This is a genomic window from Deinococcus sp. LM3, assembly GCF_002017875.1.
Lineage (GTDB): Bacteria > Deinococcota > Deinococci > Deinococcales > Deinococcaceae > Deinococcus.
This window is the reverse complement of the sequence record NZ_MUFV01000003.1, coordinates 187,256-204,563: the sequence shown is the minus strand read 5'-3', so window position 1 is coordinate 204,563 and position 17,308 is coordinate 187,256. Positions and strand designations below refer to the sequence as shown.

16 protein-coding genes are annotated in these 17,308 nt (G+C 71.9%); 7 read left to right on the top strand and 9 right to left on the bottom strand.

Annotation, left to right across the window (positions count from 1 at the left end):
- The first annotated feature begins 219 nt into the window (after window positions 1-219).
- The gene (locus BXU09_RS16910; RefSeq protein ID WP_078305510.1) at window positions 220-2,448 is read left to right on the top strand and encodes a hypothetical protein; all 2,229 of its coding nucleotides are present in this window, start codon (window positions 220-222) and stop codon (window positions 2,446-2,448) included.
- Window positions 2,449-2,601: 153 nt separating this feature from the next.
- Here BXU09_RS16910 and BXU09_RS16905 read toward each other — a convergent pair whose 3' ends face one another.
- The 6 genes from BXU09_RS16905 to BXU09_RS16880 form a co-directional block, all read right to left on the bottom strand.
- The gene (locus BXU09_RS16905) at window positions 2,602-3,531 is read right to left on the bottom strand and encodes an HpcH/HpaI aldolase/citrate lyase family protein (RefSeq protein ID WP_078305509.1); all 930 of its coding nucleotides are present in this window, start codon (window positions 3,529-3,531) and stop codon (window positions 2,602-2,604) included.
- Window positions 3,528-4,571, bottom strand: a complete 1,044-nt coding sequence (locus BXU09_RS16900) for a cysteine protease StiP domain-containing protein (protein WP_078305508.1) — start codon at window positions 4,569-4,571, stop codon at window positions 3,528-3,530. Before BXU09_RS16900 ends, BXU09_RS16905 begins: the two co-directional genes overlap by 4 nt.
- A 164-nt stretch (window positions 4,572-4,735) precedes the next feature.
- Window positions 4,736-5,515: an HAD family hydrolase gene (locus BXU09_RS16895; RefSeq protein ID WP_078305507.1), complete on the bottom strand. Its 780-nt coding sequence runs from the start codon at window positions 5,513-5,515 to the stop codon at window positions 4,736-4,738.
- On the bottom strand, window positions 5,512-6,729 hold the full coding sequence (locus tag BXU09_RS16890; RefSeq protein ID WP_240501457.1) for a phosphoribosyltransferase domain-containing protein: 1,218 nt from the start codon (window positions 6,727-6,729) through the stop codon (window positions 5,512-5,514). The genes BXU09_RS16895 and BXU09_RS16890 overlap by 4 nt, the downstream gene beginning before the upstream one ends.
- On the bottom strand, window positions 6,726-7,754 hold the full coding sequence (locus tag BXU09_RS16885; protein ID WP_078305506.1) for an ATP-grasp domain-containing protein: 1,029 nt from the start codon (window positions 7,752-7,754) through the stop codon (window positions 6,726-6,728). Before BXU09_RS16885 ends, BXU09_RS16890 begins: the two co-directional genes overlap by 4 nt.
- Window positions 7,755-7,956: 202 nt before the next feature.
- Entirely contained in the window at window positions 7,957-8,688 is a 732-nt protein-coding gene (locus tag BXU09_RS16880) for a hypothetical protein (RefSeq protein ID WP_240501455.1), read from the bottom strand.
- Window positions 8,689-9,037: 349 nt separating this feature from the next.
- Between BXU09_RS16880 and BXU09_RS16875 the strand changes: the two genes are divergently transcribed.
- Both BXU09_RS16875 and BXU09_RS16870 read left to right on the top strand, forming a co-directional pair.
- Window positions 9,038-9,517, top strand: a complete 480-nt coding sequence (locus tag BXU09_RS16875) for a fasciclin domain-containing protein (protein WP_078305504.1) — start codon at window positions 9,038-9,040, stop codon at window positions 9,515-9,517.
- Window positions 9,518-9,793: 276 nt separating this feature from the next.
- Window positions 9,794-10,945, top strand: a complete 1,152-nt coding sequence (locus tag BXU09_RS16870) for a VanW family protein (protein ID WP_078305503.1) — start codon at window positions 9,794-9,796, stop codon at window positions 10,943-10,945.
- Window positions 10,946-11,039: 94 nt separating this feature from the next.
- Here BXU09_RS16870 and BXU09_RS16865 read toward each other — a convergent pair whose 3' ends face one another.
- The 3 genes from BXU09_RS16865 to BXU09_RS16855 form a co-directional block, all read right to left on the bottom strand.
- The gene (locus BXU09_RS16865) at window positions 11,040-11,621 is read right to left on the bottom strand and encodes an NADPH-dependent FMN reductase (RefSeq protein WP_078305502.1); all 582 of its coding nucleotides are present in this window, start codon (window positions 11,619-11,621) and stop codon (window positions 11,040-11,042) included.
- Entirely contained in the window at window positions 11,622-12,434 is an 813-nt protein-coding gene (locus BXU09_RS16860; protein ID WP_078305501.1) for an SDR family oxidoreductase, read from the bottom strand.
- Window positions 12,435-12,546: 112 nt separating this feature from the next.
- Window positions 12,547-13,146, bottom strand: a complete 600-nt coding sequence (locus BXU09_RS16855; protein ID WP_078305500.1) for a TetR/AcrR family transcriptional regulator — start codon at window positions 13,144-13,146, stop codon at window positions 12,547-12,549.
- 220 nt (window positions 13,147-13,366) lie between these two features.
- Here BXU09_RS16855 and BXU09_RS16850 point away from each other — a divergent pair, with 220 nt between their 5' ends.
- From BXU09_RS16850 to BXU09_RS21995, 4 genes are all read left to right on the top strand, one after another.
- Window positions 13,367-13,699, top strand: coding sequence for a chemotaxis protein CheW (locus BXU09_RS16850; RefSeq protein WP_168174652.1), 333 nt, complete (start codon window positions 13,367-13,369; stop codon window positions 13,697-13,699).
- Entirely contained in the window at window positions 13,696-14,787 is a 1,092-nt protein-coding gene (locus tag BXU09_RS16845) for a CheR family methyltransferase (protein ID WP_144012315.1), read from the top strand. Before BXU09_RS16850 ends, BXU09_RS16845 begins: the two co-directional genes overlap by 4 nt.
- A 133-nt stretch (window positions 14,788-14,920) precedes the next feature.
- Window positions 14,921-15,394 carry a CheW domain-containing protein gene (locus tag BXU09_RS16840; protein ID WP_078305497.1) on the top strand — a complete coding sequence of 158 codons (474 nt, stop codon included), beginning with the start codon at window positions 14,921-14,923 and terminating at the stop codon, window positions 15,392-15,394.
- A gap of 103 nt (window positions 15,395-15,497) precedes the next feature.
- A complete protein-coding gene (locus tag BXU09_RS21995) occupies window positions 15,498-17,306 on the top strand; it encodes a methyl-accepting chemotaxis protein (RefSeq protein WP_144012314.1) in 1,809 nt (602 codons plus the stop codon).
- Window positions 17,307-17,308 lie beyond the last annotated feature (2 nt).

The following is a 17,308-nucleotide window of genomic DNA, read 5'->3' as shown; positions in this document are numbered from 1 at the left end:
GGGTCCGGAGTTCTCTGCGGTGCGCCCTGATCGGAGGCACCGGCACAGGCGGCCGCACTGGGGCGCCCCCCACCAGTTGGGGGAGGTGATAGGCAGCGAGGCCAGTGGGGCCTATAGTCGGCAGACCTGAGCAGTCGTTCCCGCAGCGTACCCACTGGCCAGCCACCGAGGCTGTCCGTCCTGCCCGGCACCAACTCCGCCTGAACCTGACGGCGCGTGATGAAAGGACGGACCGACGTGTTGACACTTTCGCTGCTTGGCCACCCCTACCTCAGTTCCGACGACCGGTCACTGCGCCTGTCGCAGAAAGCGGTCGCGCTGATCACCCTCCTGGTGCGCGAGGGGCGCCCGCAACACCGCGAACGACTGGCAAACCTGCTGTGGAACACGCCCGGCGCGCTCCGGAATCTGCGGGTGGAACTCAGTCGCTTGAACCAGCGCGGCCTGGACCTGTTTCCCGCGAACCAACCCATGCTGGAACTGAACCTGCCCACCGACCTCGACAGCTGGATCAGCGGCGCGGCCGCCCAACCGAACGACCGCCTGGGCGAGTGGCTCTCAGGTGTCAGCACCCTGCCCCTGAACGGCCTGGATGATCTGGGCAGCCCGGAATTTCAGGAGTGGGTGCAGGCACAGCGGGCCATGGTGGGCGAACAGATCGAGCGAAATCTCTCGCAGGTCTATGACCGTGCGCTGCAGCTGGGCCTGCACGGCGCGGCGCAGACCGTGCGCAGCCAGGTCCGGCAACTGGGCCTGCGAATCGTGCCGTCCACACCGGCTACCGTGCCGGCCGCCGCGCACTTCGAACGACGCGAAACGCGCGCCCGCCTGCAACAGATCCTGTCCAGCGCCGAGCAGCGCCCGCAACTGGTGCTGCTGGGGGGCTCCAGTCACGCGGGCCACCATGACCTGATCGAACGCTGCGCCGAGCAGACAGGCTGGCACGTTCTTCAGCTGGAAGCAGCGGCGCACCCGGACGCGCAGCACGCAGCGCTGCTACACCACGTCCTGCGCATCATGCTGCCCGGTTCGCCGGCCACGCCGCCTGCAGGTGACGTGCGGCCGCCCGAACTGACCGAGGACATGATCCACGTCTGGACGCTGATCGCACAGAGTCGCCAGCGACTGCTGGTCGCCATTCACGACGTCACGCACCTGTCGCCTTCACTGCTCAGCAGCCTGCATTTCGCCATGAATCTGCGCTGCAGCCTCGCGCTGGTCCTCACCGGCACGGCGCTGGGGGGTCCGGTCGCGCTGAGCAGTTCCGAGGGCGCGTTTGACCTGTCACGCGTTCACCAGCTGAACCTGCCGCCACTGAGCGTCAAGGAAATCGCAGAGACCGCCGACCGACTCCGACCGCCAGACACACCGGACGCCAGCCTGCGCCGCGCCGCGCAGATCGCGCAGGAGTCCGAGGGCTGGGACCTGTACGCCCAGACGTTGATCGAGCAGTCCCCAGTCCCGTCGCTGCGCGTGCCGGACGCCGTTCGAGCTGCGCTGGTCAGCAGCATGGACATACCGCCACGGCTGCGGCGCGCCCTGTCCCAGCTGGCCATGGTGCACGGACCGCTAAGCCCGGTCACCGCTGAGCTGGTCGTTGCCCCCCCCTACCCGGACGCCCTTCTTGAAGGCGAGCGGCGCGGTCTGATGGTCACAGCGGCCGCCGAGGAAACCATCTACATGCCCGCCGCCGCCTACCGCCCATCCGATCAGGACAGCGGCCTCACGCTGATCAGTGAGGCGGCGCGCGTCACGCTGGCCGGGTTGCTGACCAGCAGCGAACGCCGGCAGCTGCGCACGGTCCTGGCACAACACCTGCTGCCCACCGACCCGGCCCTGGCGCTGTACTACGCGCGCGGAGCGAAGCTTCCGGACCTCACCCGGCTTGCCCTGGAACGGTTGGGACCAGCCGCAGGAGCGGTTCCCAGCACGCCGCCGTTCACGGTTGTGCCCCCCGCCGAACCGCCCGCCTGCGCCACGAGCAAGTGGCCACGCGTGGAACGCCGTACCGGGAACGCGTACCGCGTGGCGCTGGACGACCAGCAACTGGAAATCATGCGTCGCGGCCAGCACTCCCGCCCTCCGCTGCTCCGCCTGCGCTGGGAACACGTTCCGGCCGGAACGTGGCGGTTGACCGCGCGTCTGGACGTGTTTCAGGCGGCGCCGGAACTGGGTGTTCTGGCCGGGCAGGAGTGTTTTGCACTGGCCGTACGCACGTCCCACTCGCTGGAACTGTACCTGCCGGCGGGCGCGCCGTTCAGTTCACAGGAGCGCCGGCCGGCGCTGCGGCTGCCCATGCACCGCTGGTTTCAGTTGACCGGACACTCGGACGGTGGCCTGTTGGAACTGCAGGTCCGGGCGCTGGATATCGCGCTGATCATCCGGGACCTGAGTTGCGGCGGTTCCCTACTGGACCGTGGCCCGCCCTGGACAGCGGTCCCGGCCTGAACACACCGACGTCTTCAGGGCCGGACACCTCTCCTTATCCTTGGCCGCCCCTCTTGCGCTGACCCCGTGGGGCGTCCGGGGTGCGCTGCTGCGCGGCGCCACGCCAGTCTTCAGAGGTCACGGGGCGGGCCTCCACGCCTCTGACGACTGCCTTCAGAAGTGCAGCGCCTCGCTCTGCGGTTCCGGCAGGGTGCCGTACCGCCCGGCGCGGGTCAGGATGTCGCGTGCCCAGCGGGTGTGGGTGGCGGGTTCGCACATGCGGCCGTTCATGCTGAATACGGCGGGCGCGTCGGGCGCGAGGATCGCCTGGGCCTCCTGCAGGTCGTGGGGGTGGACGGCGTAGCCGCGCAGGACGGTGGGCAGCTGCGCGGGGTGGATGATGGTCTTGCCGCACAGGCCGTATTCGAGGTCCTGCTGCACCTCGCGCGCCAGGGTGGCGGGGTCGCCGTGCACCTCGTAGACGGGGCTGGACAGGGCGAATCCGGCGGGTTTGAAGACGCTGCACAGCAGGCTGATCACGCGTTCCAGCGGGCCTTCGTAGGCGGTGCGGCCGGGGGTGCGGCGCACGCCGAGGGCGTGCATCAGGTCGTTGCCGCCGATGCGCAGGCCGCCCACGCGGGCCTGCACGCCGCTGCCGACGATCTGGTCGCGCAGGGCGGTCATGTGAGTCTCGCTGAGGGCCTCGCGCGTTTCCAGGGTCGGGAAGATCAGCAGGTGCGCGTGCTCAGGTCTGTGCAGTTCGCGCAGGTACTCCGGAAGGTTCCCGGCGTGGATCTTGGGCAGCACGAAGCCGGTCACGGCGCGCAGGTCCATGGTCAGTACCTCGCGCAGCACGTGGGGGCTACGCACGCGGATCAGGCGCAGCGGACCGCGCGGCCCGAGGTGCGGCAGGGCGGCGCGCAGGTTCGAGAGGGCCAGCGGCAGGTCCTCCTCGCGCACGGCGTCCTCGGTGCAGTAGATCAGGCTGGTCAGGTCGGGCCAGCGGCCGTTACCCAGTTCCGCGAGGTCCGGGCGGGTGGCGGGGGCGTACAGGCTCGCGCCGAGGCTCCAGGGGTCGAAGGGCGTGGGGGTGGGGGCGGTCATTCGGCACCTCCGGCGATGGTGGCGACCGCCAGGTAGGGCAGGTCGGCCTGGGTGGTCACGGGGACGCCCGACTGCCGGGCGAGGGTCAGCAGATGCAGCGTATCAGGGTGGTTCTCGCCGCGCAGGATCAGGTGCGCGGGGCGGCGGCGCAGGAACACGCGGGTGGCCTCGCCCACGCCGGGTTTCACGCGGTGCGGGTCATGGAAGCCGTGGGCGGCGGCGGCCTCCAGCGCGGCCCGCACCGGCTCCTGCGGGCGCGGGCCGGGGTGCAGGGGCGTGTCCGGGCCGTGCGGGGCGCTCAGGTCGTCCAGGGCGCTCAGGTAGTGACCGCTGAGGTCGTGGTCGCGCAGGTCATCCTCGGTTCGGGCGGCGTGCCGCTGGCCGGGCGCCGTGACGAAGGTGCGGCTCAGCAGGCCGCAGACGGTGGCGTTCAGCGCGGCGTGCGGCAGCAGCAGGTCGTCGTGCGTGGCGGCGTGCCGGGCGACGCCGGCCGGGTCGCTCAGGACGGCCAGGATGGGCGGCACGTCCGCCGGGAGGCTGGCGCGCAGCGCCGCGTCGATGCTGCCCTTGCCGGTCCAGCCGTCCACGAAGATCAGCTGCGCGCCGGGATGCGCGGCCTGCACCTGCGCCAGCGCGACCCGGTCGATGCCGCCGCCGCGAATGATGGACAGCGTGTGGTGCGGCAGGTCGCGGCCCCAGCGGCGCGCGAGCCGCCGCATGGCGCAGCCGACCGGGGTGCCGGCGCGCGCCAGCGACACCAGCACGGGCCGGGGGTAGCGGCGCAGCAGTTCGGCGCTCAGGGCGGCGAGCAGCTGCCCGGTGCGGGGGCCGTTGCGGGTCAGGGCGCCGTGGTACGCGGCGGTCTGCGCGGGGGCGGGCGGGCGTTCCGGCGTCAGGAGTTCGCCGTACGAGACGCCGCTGCGGATCAGGGCTTCTTTCTCGTCGATGCTGACCAGCCGGGCACGGGCGGCGTCCAGGTGCACGGTGACGTCCCCGGGGGGCAGGGTGTGACGGAGGGTGTCGCTGGGGGTGGGGGTCATGGCGGGCGTCCTCTGGTCGCGGTGGGGGAAGGTGAGGGAATACGGGTGTGGCTGGGCCGCGCCGTCAGGGAAACACGGGAAGGTCAGGGTCGCGTCCCCAGCCGTTCCTGCGCCGGGGGGGGGGTGCGGGGGTCAGCGTTGCGGCAGGGTCAGGGCGGGCGGGGTCAGCGTTGCGGCAGGGTCAGGCCGCGCAGCGTGCGCATCAGCTGGCCGCGCCGGGGCGTGAGCGCGAAATCGCACTCGTCCATGAACGGCAGGTCGCTGACCGAGTCGCCCAGGCCGAGTGTCAGGGCCGCGCCGCTCAGGTGCGTGCCGAGCAGGTAACGCACGGCGGCGGCCTTGCCGAGGTGGCGGGGCAGCAGGCTGACGTTGTTCGCGTTCGCGATCACCCGCAGCGGGTGGTCCGGGCCGTGCGCAGCCTCCAGCCGGTCCTGCAGCTCGGCCAGGACGGCCGGATCGGCGTCCGGGTGTTTCAGGACGGTCATGAACGGCGTGCCGTGTGCGGCGTGCGAGGTCAGGCGCGCCCCGAGCCGCGCGGCGTGCGGGGCGATCGCCTCGGTCCCGGCGCGCAGGGGCTCCTGCAGCGGCGCGAGGTGCGCCCGGACGTGCGCGGCCCATTCCGGGTCGGGCGTGCCGGCGGGCGTCAGGATGGTCAGCCCGTGGTCCAGTACCCGCCAGGACCGCAGCGGCAGGGTCACGCGCGCCATGGCGGCCGCGTCGCGGCCCGTGACGGGCACCAGGGTGACGTGCGGGGCGGCCAGCAGGTCCAGCAGCGCCATCTGCGCGGGCGTGGCGTGAGAGTGCGGCTGCCCGCGCGAGTCCACGGTCATGGGTGTCAGGGTGGCGGGGTCCGCGCCGGGCAGTTTGCGCAGCGTCTGGAACAGCGTGTCGTCCAGGTCCGCGAAGACCACGATGGGGGTGGTGGTGGTGGGCGCGGCGGTCACGAGAGCCTCACGGCCCGCGCGTGCGGCCCGAGCGCCTCCATCAGGGCCGGGTCGGGCTGGCACGCGCCCTCGAAGGTGACGAGGATGCGCGCGTACGCCTCCGGGCGCACGTTGTACAGGTAGTTCGGAATACCGTCCCCGACGTTGTCGGTGAAGGTCAGGGCGCTCCCGATGGCGAGGCCCGGCAGGACCGGGCTGCGGGTCGTGGCGCTCCAGTGGACGTCCAGGCCGCGCGCCTCCAGGGTGCGGGCCAGCGCGAACGCCGGGAACTGGTACTCGCCGGTTCCCAGGACCAGCAGCGGCCCGCCGCGCAGGTCGGCGTCGGAGCCGGGCGTCGTCCAGTCGCTCAGGTCCGGGCCGCCGGGATGCCCCAGCCGGGCGCTGCGGGCGGGCAGCAGGTCGCTGCGGTCGCCGCCGTCGCCGGTCACGGCGGGCAGCGTGGCGGGCGTCCAGGCCGGGTCGGGCGTGAACGTGAACGTGCCGCGCGACAGGCTCACGAACTCCACCGGGACCGGCAGGGCGGCCTGCACGGCGTCGCGGCGCACGCACCAGTCGGTCAGGCTGACCAGCACGACCCGCCGGACGTGCGGGTGCAGCGCCAGCCACTCGCGCGCGAGGTTCTCCAGGGTGGTGCCGGTCGAGAGCTCGTCGTCGATCAGCACGAGTTCCTGCGCGGCGCGGGCCGCCTCGCCCGGATCGTACACGAGGTGCGCCGGTGCGTGAGAGTGCGGCTCGTCGAAGCGCAGCAGCAGCGGCGCCCGCTGGTGGTAGCGGGTGGTGTGCTGGAAGGTGCCGCGCCCGGCGGCGGTCAGCCACGAACCGTCCGCCAGGGTGTCTGCGGCGGGCGTGTGCCGCGCCTGCCACGCGCGGAACACGCCCTCGCCGAGCGCGGTGGCCGTCTCGGCCAGCCCGATGAAGTGCGGGCGGGTCAGCGGCGGGAGGGCCGCCGCGAGCGCCGCGTGCGTACTGGCCGCGACGGACGGGCGCACCGGGATGTGCTTGCCCAGCACGCGGCTGACGAACAGGAAGCCGCGTTTCGGGTTGCGGCGCACCGCGAAGCCCAGCAGGTCGTCCAGCGGCAGCGCCGAGCTTTCCAGGTGCAGGTTCAGTTCCCCGCTGGGCAGCGTCACGCGGCGCCCGGCCGGCTGATCGGCGGCCGGCTGATCGGCGGCCGTCTGATCAGCCGACACGGGTACGGTCGGGGTGCCGGTCACGCAGGCTCCGGGACGGGGCGACTGACGACGCGCACGACCTTGTCCTCGGCCACGTCCAGTCCGGTCTGCACGGGCGGCAGGGCGTCCCAGTCGAGCGCGCCACTCCAGGCGTCGAGCAGCAGGCGCGGGAAGTTCACGCCGGCCGCCATGGAGTACCGCAGGCCGCCGGACGCACGGGCGTTGATCTCCAGCATGTTCGCCACGCGCGTCCCACCGCGCAGGTCGTCTTTCGTCTGGAAGTTGAAGATGCCGCTCAGGCCGTAGTGCCGCGCGATCTGAGCGGCGGCCTGCACGAGGTCCGGGCGGGACTCGATCTGCTGCCCGTCAGGGGACTTGCGGCGCACGACGGCGCGGATCAGGCGGCCCTGCCACGCCACGCAGTCCACGCTGCGCTCGGCTCCTTCCAGGGTGTGCATCAGGAGCATGGTGGGCAGGTCCGGCGCGGCGAACAGCTCGCGTGCGGCCGCGTGACTCATCTGGTACAGCTCGCCCTTCAGGAACGACCCCAGGTCCGGGCGTTCCAGGATCACGCGGAACCCGCTGGCGTAGATGCCACGGGCCGGTTTGACGCACAGGCGGGTGCCGTCCTCGCGCAGGGCGTCCCAGGCGGCGTCGAAGCTGCCGAGCGAATCGAAGGTCGTCCAGCGTGGGATGGGCAGCATGGCCGGGTCCCAGGCGCGCAGGAATTCGTCCTTGCGTTCCAGGTGCCGCTGGGTGTCCTCGGAGGCGGGGGCCAGGACGGCCGTGCCGGACGCCGCGAAGGCCGGGGCGTGCCGCGCCAGCAGCTCACGTTCCTTACCCGGAATCAGGGCGTCGATGCCGCGTTCCTCGCAGGCGCGGCGCAGCCAGTCGGCGTACTCGTCACCGATCAGGCCGCGCGGTTCCAGGAAGGTGTGGGGCGCGGCGGCCAGCATGCCGTGCCCGGCGTCCGTGTGACTGGCCCAGATTTCGTACCCGCTGCCGGTCAGCGCGGTGATCTGCGCGGCCGTGACGCTGAAATTCTTGTTGAACAGAACCTTCTTCATACTTGACCTCGTGGTGCCCGTCCTGCGTGCCGCCGCGGCGGCGGCCTGTCGCGCCCTTCGCACCGGCTCCCTGCGTGGAGCCGCGACGGGCAGCGCCGGTGGCAGGAGCCCCCACTCTGCCGCAAAACCGCCGGGCCTGCCAGTCGGAACGCGGGGCGTGGGGAATTGCAGGTCGGTCGTGTTCCGGATGGGCGGGTTCAGGTCAGTCGCGTTCCTGGCGGGCCAGTGCCTCGCCGTACTCGCGGGCGGCCTGCGCGGCGCGGCGGTCCGCTTCGGGCAGGAAGGTGGCGGTCAGTGCCCGCACCCGCGCGAGCTGCGGGGCGCTCAGGTGGGCGCGCACGCCCCCCTCCGGACCGGGCGGCAGGGTGGGATGCCCGGTCAGGGTCTCGATCAGGCCGCGTACGAACGCCGTCTGGGCAGGCGTTTCGGTGCGGATCAGGCGGGGCGGGTGCGTCTGGAAGTACAGCTGCCGGGCCGCCGCGAACCGCAGGCGGCTGGCCAGCGAGCCCTGGGCGACCAGCACGTCGGCCGGGGTGATCGAGGCGGCCGCCTGCCGCAGCGCGGCCGGGTCCACGCCGTCCAGGGCGGCCCAGCCGTCCACGCGCACCTCGGCCAGTCGGTGCAGGTTCACGGCGTCCAGCAGGCGGCGCATCTCGGGGTCGGTCAGGTCGTCGGCGTCGACCAGGGCGCTCAGGGCGTCGTCCTGCGCGTCGGTGCCCAGCCGGGCGAGCAGCGCGGCCGATTCGCGCCACGAGTCGAGGGCCGCGAGGTCCTGCGTGACGGGCAGGCTGGGGTCCAGGTCGAACAGGGTCAGGTCGTGTTCGCGCAGCAGGGCGCTCAGGCGGCGTCCGGCGTTGCCGCGCTCGCCGCCCACGCCGCCCCGGTACAGGCCCATCAGCTTGCGGGCGCGCGGAAGCAGATCGGGGTCGGTCACGCCGGGCATTCTGCCACGCAGGCATGCAGGAGCGGCGCGCACCTGCCCGTGCGGACTCCGGGCTGTTGCGTGAGCCAACCGGCACGGCAGCGGCTTGCCAACTTCACGCCCGGAGGGCTGCCTCGCTTCAGTCGGAATCCGTCTCATGTCCTCATGCACCCCGGCCCGGCATGAGGCTCTGGAAGCACGCTTACTTTAACGGGCGCTCATTGTATGACGCCGTACGCTGAGGCTTCCGGGCTACTGACTAAGATCACGGTGTCGCGGAAAAATCAATCTCCGCACGCCACAACATTTCAGGGTCACTTCTCTAGTGATTCAAGTCTTTCTCTTTCTCCGGAGGTCCACCATGAAGAACCTGATCCTGACATCTGCCCTGCTTCTGAGCACCACGGCCTTCGCTGGCGGCGGCAGCATGGTTCCCGGCGGCAACACGATCGCCAGCATCGTCGCGAACGACCCGAACTTCAGCACCCTGCTGGCCGCCGTGCAGGCCGCCGGGCTGGTCGACACCCTGAACAGCGCCGGGCCGTTCACGGTGTTCGCTCCCACCAACGCCGCGTTCGCCAAGGTGCCGGAAGCGGACCTGAACGCGCTGCTGAACGATCCCGCCCAGCTCAAGGCGCTGCTGCTGTACCACGTGGTGCCCGGCCGCGTGACCGCCGCGCAGGTCACGAAACTGACCTCCGCCAAGACCGTGAACGGCGCGAACATCCGCATCAGCACCAGCGGCGGGATGGTCATGATCAACGACTCCACCGTCACCAAGGCCGACGTGCGCGCCAGCAACGGCGTCATCCACGTGATCGACACGGTCCTGATGCCCTGATCCACGGTCCGGCAGCGGGGGCGCGGCGCTGGGAGGAATCCCGGCCCCGCGCCCCCGCTGCCGTCGGCCCCCTGTCCCCCCGTCTCCCCCCCTCCGGAGGTCCGCCATCTCTTCCCTGTTCTCCCCTGCTGCCCGACCCCTGATACGGATTCCGTTTGTTTCGCTGACAATCCGGAACTTCACCGGCTTGTCAGCTCCACGTCCGGAACCCGTTTCTCTCCTGCTCGCATCCGCTCGGATTGAACGGTCTTTGCAGCCCATTCAACCGGAGTCCGTATGAGCACGCTGTTCCTGACCCTGCTGTGCGCGCTGCTGGCTGCCCCGGCCGGAGCGCTGAGCCTGCGCTGGAGCGCCCCGGAACCCCGGCTGGTAAGCGGACAGGTGCAGCGGCCCGTCCTTCACCATTCACGGACCCTGACCGTCCCGGACAGCGTGGCCGCGCAGGTGCGCCGCACCGGCCGCCCCACACCGGAACTGCGCCGCGCCCTGGACCTCGCGTACGCCGCCGTGGACGCCCGCACGCCCCGCGACCTGCGCTTCAGCCGCGCGGGGACCGGCTGGACCGCGCAGGCCCGCACCGGCTGGACCGTGGACCGCGCCGCCTCCGACCGCGCCGTGCTGGACGCCCTGACCGACGGACAGAGCAGCGCGCCTCTGCGCGTGAACCTGACCGCGCCCGCCCGAAACGTCGCCTGGGCCGCCACCCGCCGGATCACGCACCTGGGCACCGGCACCTCCAGCTTCAGCGGCAGCCCGGACTTCCGCGTGCAGAACATCCGGGTCGGAGCGTCCCGCGTGCACGGGCAGTGGATCGAGGCGGGCCGCGAACTGAACTTCAACGCCCTGATCGGCCCCGTCACCGCCGCGCGCGGCTTCGTGCCGGGCTACGTGATCACCGGGAACCGCCTGAGTACCGAGGACGGCGGCGGCCTGTGCCAGGTCAGCACCACCGTCTTCCGCGCCGCCTGGACGGCGGGCCTGCCCGTCACGGAACGGCACGCGCACTCCTATCAGGTGGCGTACTACGGCCAGCCGGGTCTGGACGCCGCCGTGTACGCGCCCGCCAAGAACCTCCGCTGGCGTAACGACACGCCCGCGCCGCTGCTGGTGCAGGCCGACTGGGATACCCGCACCAGTCGCCTGAGCGTGCACCTGTTCGGACAGGACGACGGACGCCGCATCTGGACCGCCACCCCGCAGCAGTCGCAGGTGCGGCCCGCTCCCGGCCCGACCTTCGTGAGCGACCCGGCCCTGAACGGCGACGAGGCCCGCCGCATCGACATGCCCGCCCCCGGCGCGCTCGTCAGCGTGGCCCGGCAGGTCCGGCTGCCCGGCGGTCAGGTGCGGCGCGACACGCTCGTCAGCCGCTACCGCCCCTGGGGAGGCGTGTTCGCCGTCGCCCCGGGCGACGACCGCCTGCGCAACTGACCGCTGCGTACCGTTTCACCCTGGTGCCGCACGCACACCCCGGCCACCGCTGTCTCTGCACGCTGTCGCTCTGCATCCTGCTCTGACAGTGGCTCTAGCCGGGCGTACCGGCGCCCCGGGCGGCGTTCAGCGCGTGCGCCCACCAGGACAGGTCGTCCAGCATGGCGTGCACGCTGGAGTCCAGGTACGTGAGGGCACCCAGGGGCTGCTGTCCGGTCACGGCGGCGTAGAAGTCGTTCCCGGCGATGTGCACGGCGTGCCGCACGGGCGCCATCTGCAGTTCGACCAGGATGGTCCGCAGGCCCTCCACGGCCCGTGCGCCGCCGACCCCGCCGTAGCCGACGCAGGCGCCGGGTTTGCGCCTCCACTCCGGGTAGGCGTAGTCCAGCGCGTTTTTCAGGGCAGCGGTGGGGGCGTGGTTGTACTCGGCGACCAGGAAGATGAAGCCGTCGAATCCGGCCAGCGTCTCCTGCCAGCGGCGGCCCTCTGCGTTCTGGGTGGGGGCGTAGGCGTTCGAGGCCCGCTCATCGAAGAACGGCAGGTCGAAGTCACGCAGGTCGAGGGTCTCGAAGCCCAGGTCGCCGCGCCGCTCCAGGAACGGCGTGAGCCACGCCATGACCTGATCCGCGAAGCGGCCCTGGCGGGTACTGCCGATGATGACACCGATGCGCGGCATTCAGCCCTGCGCTTCGCGGGACACGGCTTCCCAGTCCTTCCAGGTCTGCACGCGCTGCGCGGTGATGCCCTGCACGACGTCGTAGGCCTGCGTGCCGAACAGCACGCGCAGGGGCGGGTGTTCGCTGTCCACGACTTTCAGCAGGGCGCGGGCGGCGGCGGCCGGGTCGCCCATCTGGGTGCCGGCGCCGCGCTCCGCCATGGCCTGACGGAAGCCGTCGTAGACGGGGTTGGGCTGCGAGTGGTTGGCGGACGTGCCGGCCCAGTCGGTGCCGTACGCGCCGGGTTCGACCAGCGTGACCCGGATGCCCTGCGCGGCGACTTCCTGCGCGAGCGCCTCGCTCATGCCCTCCAGCGCCCACTTGGACGCGTGGTAGATGCCCAGGCTGGGGAACGCGACCTGCCCGCCCATGCTGGACACCTGAATGATGTGCCCGCCGCCCTGGGCGCGCATGATGGGCAGCGCGGCCTGCGTGATCCACAGGGCGCCGAACACGTTGGTTTCCAGCTGGTCGCGGGCTTCCTGTTCGCTGATCTCCTCGATGAACCCGAAGTGGCCGTACCCGGCGTTGTTCACGACGATGTCGAGCTGCCCGAAGTGCGCGTGGGCCTGCTGCACGGCCGCGAAGTCGGCGGCGCGGTCGGTCACGTCGAGTTCGATGGGCAGGAAGGCGTCCCCGTGGACCTTCAGGTCGTCGAGGGTGCTGAGGGTGCGGGCGGTGGCGGCGACGCGGTCCCCGCGCTCCAGGGCGGCGAGTGTGAATTCCCGGCCGAAGCCGCGTGACGCTCCTGTGATGAACCAGACTCTGGACATGGTGAACCTGCCTTTCCCCGAGATTGGGGTGTGAGAGGGGCGTGGTGCCGTGCGGGACGGAACCTGAGGGGGTCTGTGGGTGAATCAGGTGGGGTGGGTCAGTGTGTGGAGGTCAGAGGGTGGAGGTCAGGCCCTGTCCGGCGCGGTGGAAGGTGCGGCGCAGCAGGTCCTGGAAGACGCTGAACGGCTCGTCGGGTTGCCAGCGGGCGAAGACGACGCCCATGACGGTGAAGGCCAGGGCGCTCAGCAGGGCGGCGTCCTGCGGGTCGCGCCCCTGGGTGTGCAGGCGCGTGCCGAGCCAGTCGGCAAGGAAGGCGCTGAGGCGTTCGCTGACGTCCTGGTTGCCCTGGCGGAGCGCGGCGACCTCAGCCTGCAGCTGCTTTTGCAATCGGAGTTTGGTCTCGTACCCGGCGGTGTAGTCGAGGAAGAAGGCTTCCAGGGTGGTCCAGGGGTGTTCGCCTTTGGGCCGGGCGTCCAGGAAGGCCTGCCAGCGCTGCTGTTCCTCGGGGTCGGGCGCGAAGAGCATGGCTTCCTTGGACGGGAAGTAGTTGAACAGTGTGGCGCGGGAGACGTCGGCGGCCCGCGCGATGTCCTCAAGGCTGACGTTGCTGTAGCCGCGTTCGAGGATCAAGTTCAGGGCGACGTGGCGGATCTTTCGCCAGGTCTCGAGTTTCTTGCGTTCACGGCGTCCGGGTGCTGGGGTGACCTCCACAGGTCAGATCATGCCACAAAACTGGACGGGTGTAAATATAGACCCGTCCAAGATTAAGCTCCCCTGAACACAACAGAGCGGATGACGCTCCGCGGCGCTGTAGGGCGCCTGTCAGAGGGTGTGGTCTTACACTGAAGCGTCGGCGCTTCCCGTTCTCTCTTCTCCTGCCCTGCCAGAGGTCTCCCTGACACCTTCACCCACCCCAGACCGCATCCTGTCCGTGCCGGCGCTGCTGTGCCGCAGCGGTCAGGCGCGTTTTTACCTGCCCTTGACGCAGATCGAGCGGGTGTACCCGATGGTGCATCTGCCGGCCGCGCGTCAGGGTGGGCCGCGCGTGCATCTGCGCGGCGAGACGCTGGACGTGCAGGACACCCGCGGGTGGTGGGGGCAGCCGCCGGCCGAACCGGAGGCCGCGCAGCGCCTGATCGTCGTGACCCGCCCGCGCCGTGAGGCGTGGTGGGTCGATGAGGTCGGCCCGGTCGCGAACGTTCCGGAGGGCGCGGCGCACGCGCTGCTGGACGGTCAGGTGCTGCCGGTGGTGTGGCGCCCATGACGGCCGCCCTTCCGCAACTGCTGGCGGAGGCCGCCGGGCTGCGCTGGACCGAGCAGTTGCACGGACTGGCCCGCCCCCGCCTGGAGGAACTGGCCCGCGCGCATGGCGGCCTGGATGGCCTGCTGCGTGCCGCCGCCACGCGTCCCGAGGTGGCGGCGCAGGTCGCGGCGGCGTTCACGGTCGGGGAGACGTGGTTCCAGCGGATCGGGGCGCAGCTGGAGGCGTTGCCGGAGCTGCTGGCCGGGCGCGCGCACGTGCGCGCCTGGAGTGCCGGTTGCTCGACCGGCGAGGAAGCGTACGCGCTGGCAGCCGCCTTCACGCGGCAGACGGTGGAGGTGCTGGGCACCGACCTGAACCCCGAGTCCGTGCGGCGCGCGCGGGAAGGACGGTACGGCGCGTGGTCGTTCCGGGGCGTGCCGCCCGGTCAGGTCCGGCGGTCGTTCGAGCCGCGCGGCGACCTGTTCGAGGTTCGTGAGGAGCTGCGGCGACGGGTGCGGTTCGCGGTGCATAACCTGATCACGCCCGCACCGCAGCGGGATCTGGATGTGATCGCCTGCCGGAACGTCACGATCTACCTCACGCCGGCCGCCGCCGAGCGGGTGTACACGCACCTGACGCGGGCGCTGGCGCCGGGCGGGGTGCTGCTGCTGGCGCCCAGCGACCCGCGCCCGCCCGCGCAGCTGGGGCTGGTCGTGGAACGCTGCGGGGACACGCAGGTGCTGCGCCGCCCGGCGCGCCCCCCGGCGGCGGTGTCTGTTCCGTCCGGTCGGGTGGCGGGGCGTCCGTTACCGTCTGGCGCGGTCATGGACCGGCCGGTCCCGGCGACCCGCGGGCCGGTGTCCGGTGCGGCGGACGCCGCGCCTGAACCGGAGTTGCCGGAAGCGCGCCGCGCGGCGTACGAGGCACCGCTGGATCCGCAGGCGCAGCTGGCGCTGGCCTGGGCCCTGCGGCGCGCCGGGCAGGACGGGCGGGCCGAACGGCAGGCGCGGCACGCCCTGACGCTGCTGGACGCCCAGGCGGACAGCTGGCTCGCGGCGCGGGTCCGGGCCGGTTGCCTGCACCTGCTGGCCGGGGCGGGTGAGGCGTGATACGGATTCCGTTTGTTTCGCTGACAACCCGGGACAGCACCGGGTTGCCAGCTCCACGTCCGGAACCCGTTTCTCTCCCACTCGCATCCGCTCGGATTGAACGGTCTTTGCAGCCCATTCAATCGGAGTCCGTATGACCCGCCTGGAACGCCGGGCCGCGCGGCTGGCCGCGCCGCTGGACGCGCAACGTCCGCCTGTGAACGCCCTGCTGCTGCGGGTGGCGGGCGAGGAATACGCCGCGCCGCTGGCGCAGCTGCTGGAGATCCTGCCCGCCAACCTGACGGCCCTGCCGCGCACCGCGCCGCACGTGGCGGGCCTGCAGGTCGTGCGCGGCGAACTGCTGGGCGTGCTGCGCGCCGACGTGCTGCTGACCGGCCGGGCGCACCCGCCGCCCCGGCCGGGCAGGGTGCTGGTCACGGCGGCCGGGGCGGGCACCTGCGGCCTGCTCGTAGACGACGCGGCCGATCTGGTGTGGGTGGATGATCAGTTGCAGCCCGCGCCGTTCCACTCGCCGGGCGTGTCGGGCCTGACTGCTGCGGGGCTGGCGGTACTGGACCTTCACCGCCTGCTGCACGCCCTTCCCGCTCCCTGGCGGCCAGCGCCGTGACGCCCGCGCTCTTCCCTCCCGCCGTCCCGCTTCCCCTTCGCCCTGCCGGGCCGGAACACGCTGAACCGGCGTGCCGTCCGGGTGATTTCCAAAGGAACCCCTGATGTCCATTCGTCTGAAATTGCTTGGTGTGCTGCTGCTGCTCGTCGTTCCCCTGGTCGTGACCGGGCTGCTGTCAGTGGCGTCGCTGCGTCATTCCGGCGAGGTGAGTGCCCGGTTGACCGGGGGCCTGCAACAGGCGCGGACCCTGACCAATCTGCGCGGCGCCGTGAACCGCCTCACGCTGGTGGCTTCCGAGGAACTGCTGCTGCGCCCCGGACGGCCGGAACCGGCGAGCCTGGACACCGTGCGGGCCGAGGCGGTCGCGGAGCTGGCGGCCGCGCCGAACAGCCCGGAGCTGAGCGACGTGCGGCGCGACTGGGCGGCGCTGGAAACGCAGCTGGACGCGCTGCTGCGCGTGGCCGAATCGCAGCCGGCGGCGGCCGTGACGTTGTTCGAGGAGCGGCTCCAGCCGGCGCGGGCGCAGCTGGTCCAGAGCATCAACGCCTACCTCGACTCGCGGGAAGCGGCCCTCGCGGCCGAGCAACTGCAGCTCACGGCGGACCTGTCGCGCAGCCAGGGAATCGTGACCTGGACGGCCCTGCTGGGCGGACTGCTGGGCCTGACGTTCGCGTGGCTGGTGCTGGGGCAGATCGTGGGCGCCATGCAGCTCGTGTCACGCGCGTCGCTGCGGCTGGCCGAAGGGTACCTGGACGACCTGCCCGCCGCGCGCAGCCGCGACGAGACCGGGCAGATGCTGGGCGCGCTGGGGCAGCTCGGCGCGCAGCAGCGGCAGCTGGCGCAGGCGCTGGGGCAGCTGAGCCTGGGGTCGTCGCAGGTGGCGTTCCCGGTGCGGCACGGGCAGGACGTGGTCGGGCGCGCCGTGCAGGATCTCACGCGGCACACCGAGGAGGTCGCCGCGTCGGCCCGCGTGGTCGCCAGCGGGGACCTGCGCGCCGAGCTGCCCGTGCGCTCCGGGCAGGACACGCTGGGGCTGGCGCTGCGGGACATGCTCGCGCAGCTGCGGGGCTTCGCGCTGCAGAACCAGCAGTTCAGCGCGCAGCTGGCGCTGTCCAGTCAGAGTCTGGTGACGGCCACGACGCAGCAGGCGACCAGCGTGAACCAGCAGTCGGCCGCGATTGCCGAGACGACCGCCGCCGTCGAGGAGGTCCGCACCAGCAGCCGGCACGCGGTCGAGGTGGCCAGCAGCGTGACCCGGCAGGCCGAGGCCGCCCGCGCGGTCGCCACGCAGGGCGTTCAGGCCGCGCAGGACGCCGAGCAGGGCATGCTGGCGTTGCAGGGCCGCGTGGACGACATCGCGCAGAACATGCTGAACCTGTCGCGGCACTCGCGGCAGATCAGCGAGATCATCGAGACGGTCGCGGACATCGCCGACCAGTCGAACCTGCTGGCCCTGAACGCCGCCATCGAGGCGAACCGCGCCGGCGAGCAGGGCCGGGGCTTCGCGGTCGTCGCGCAGGAGATCCGCACGCTGGCCGAGCAGTCCAAGGGCGCCACGCAGCAGATCCGCCGGATGCTCGAGGACGTGCAGCAGGCCACGAACGCCGCCGTGCTGGCCACCGAGGAGGGCAGCAAGCAGGCGCAGGTCGGCACGGCCCTGATCGGCCGGGCCGGGCAGACCATCCAGGCGCTCGGGGGCGTGAACGACGACGCGGCGCGCATGGCCGGACAGATCTCCGAGTCGGTGCAGCAGCACGCGCTGAGCATGGAGCAGATCGCGATCGCCATGAACGACATCAACGCGGCGACCCTGCAGCACCTGAATGTCACGCAGGACAACCAGCAGGTCGCGCGGCACCTGCAGGAGCTCGTCGAGCAGCTCAACGGCCTGACGGCCCGGTACCACACGTGACC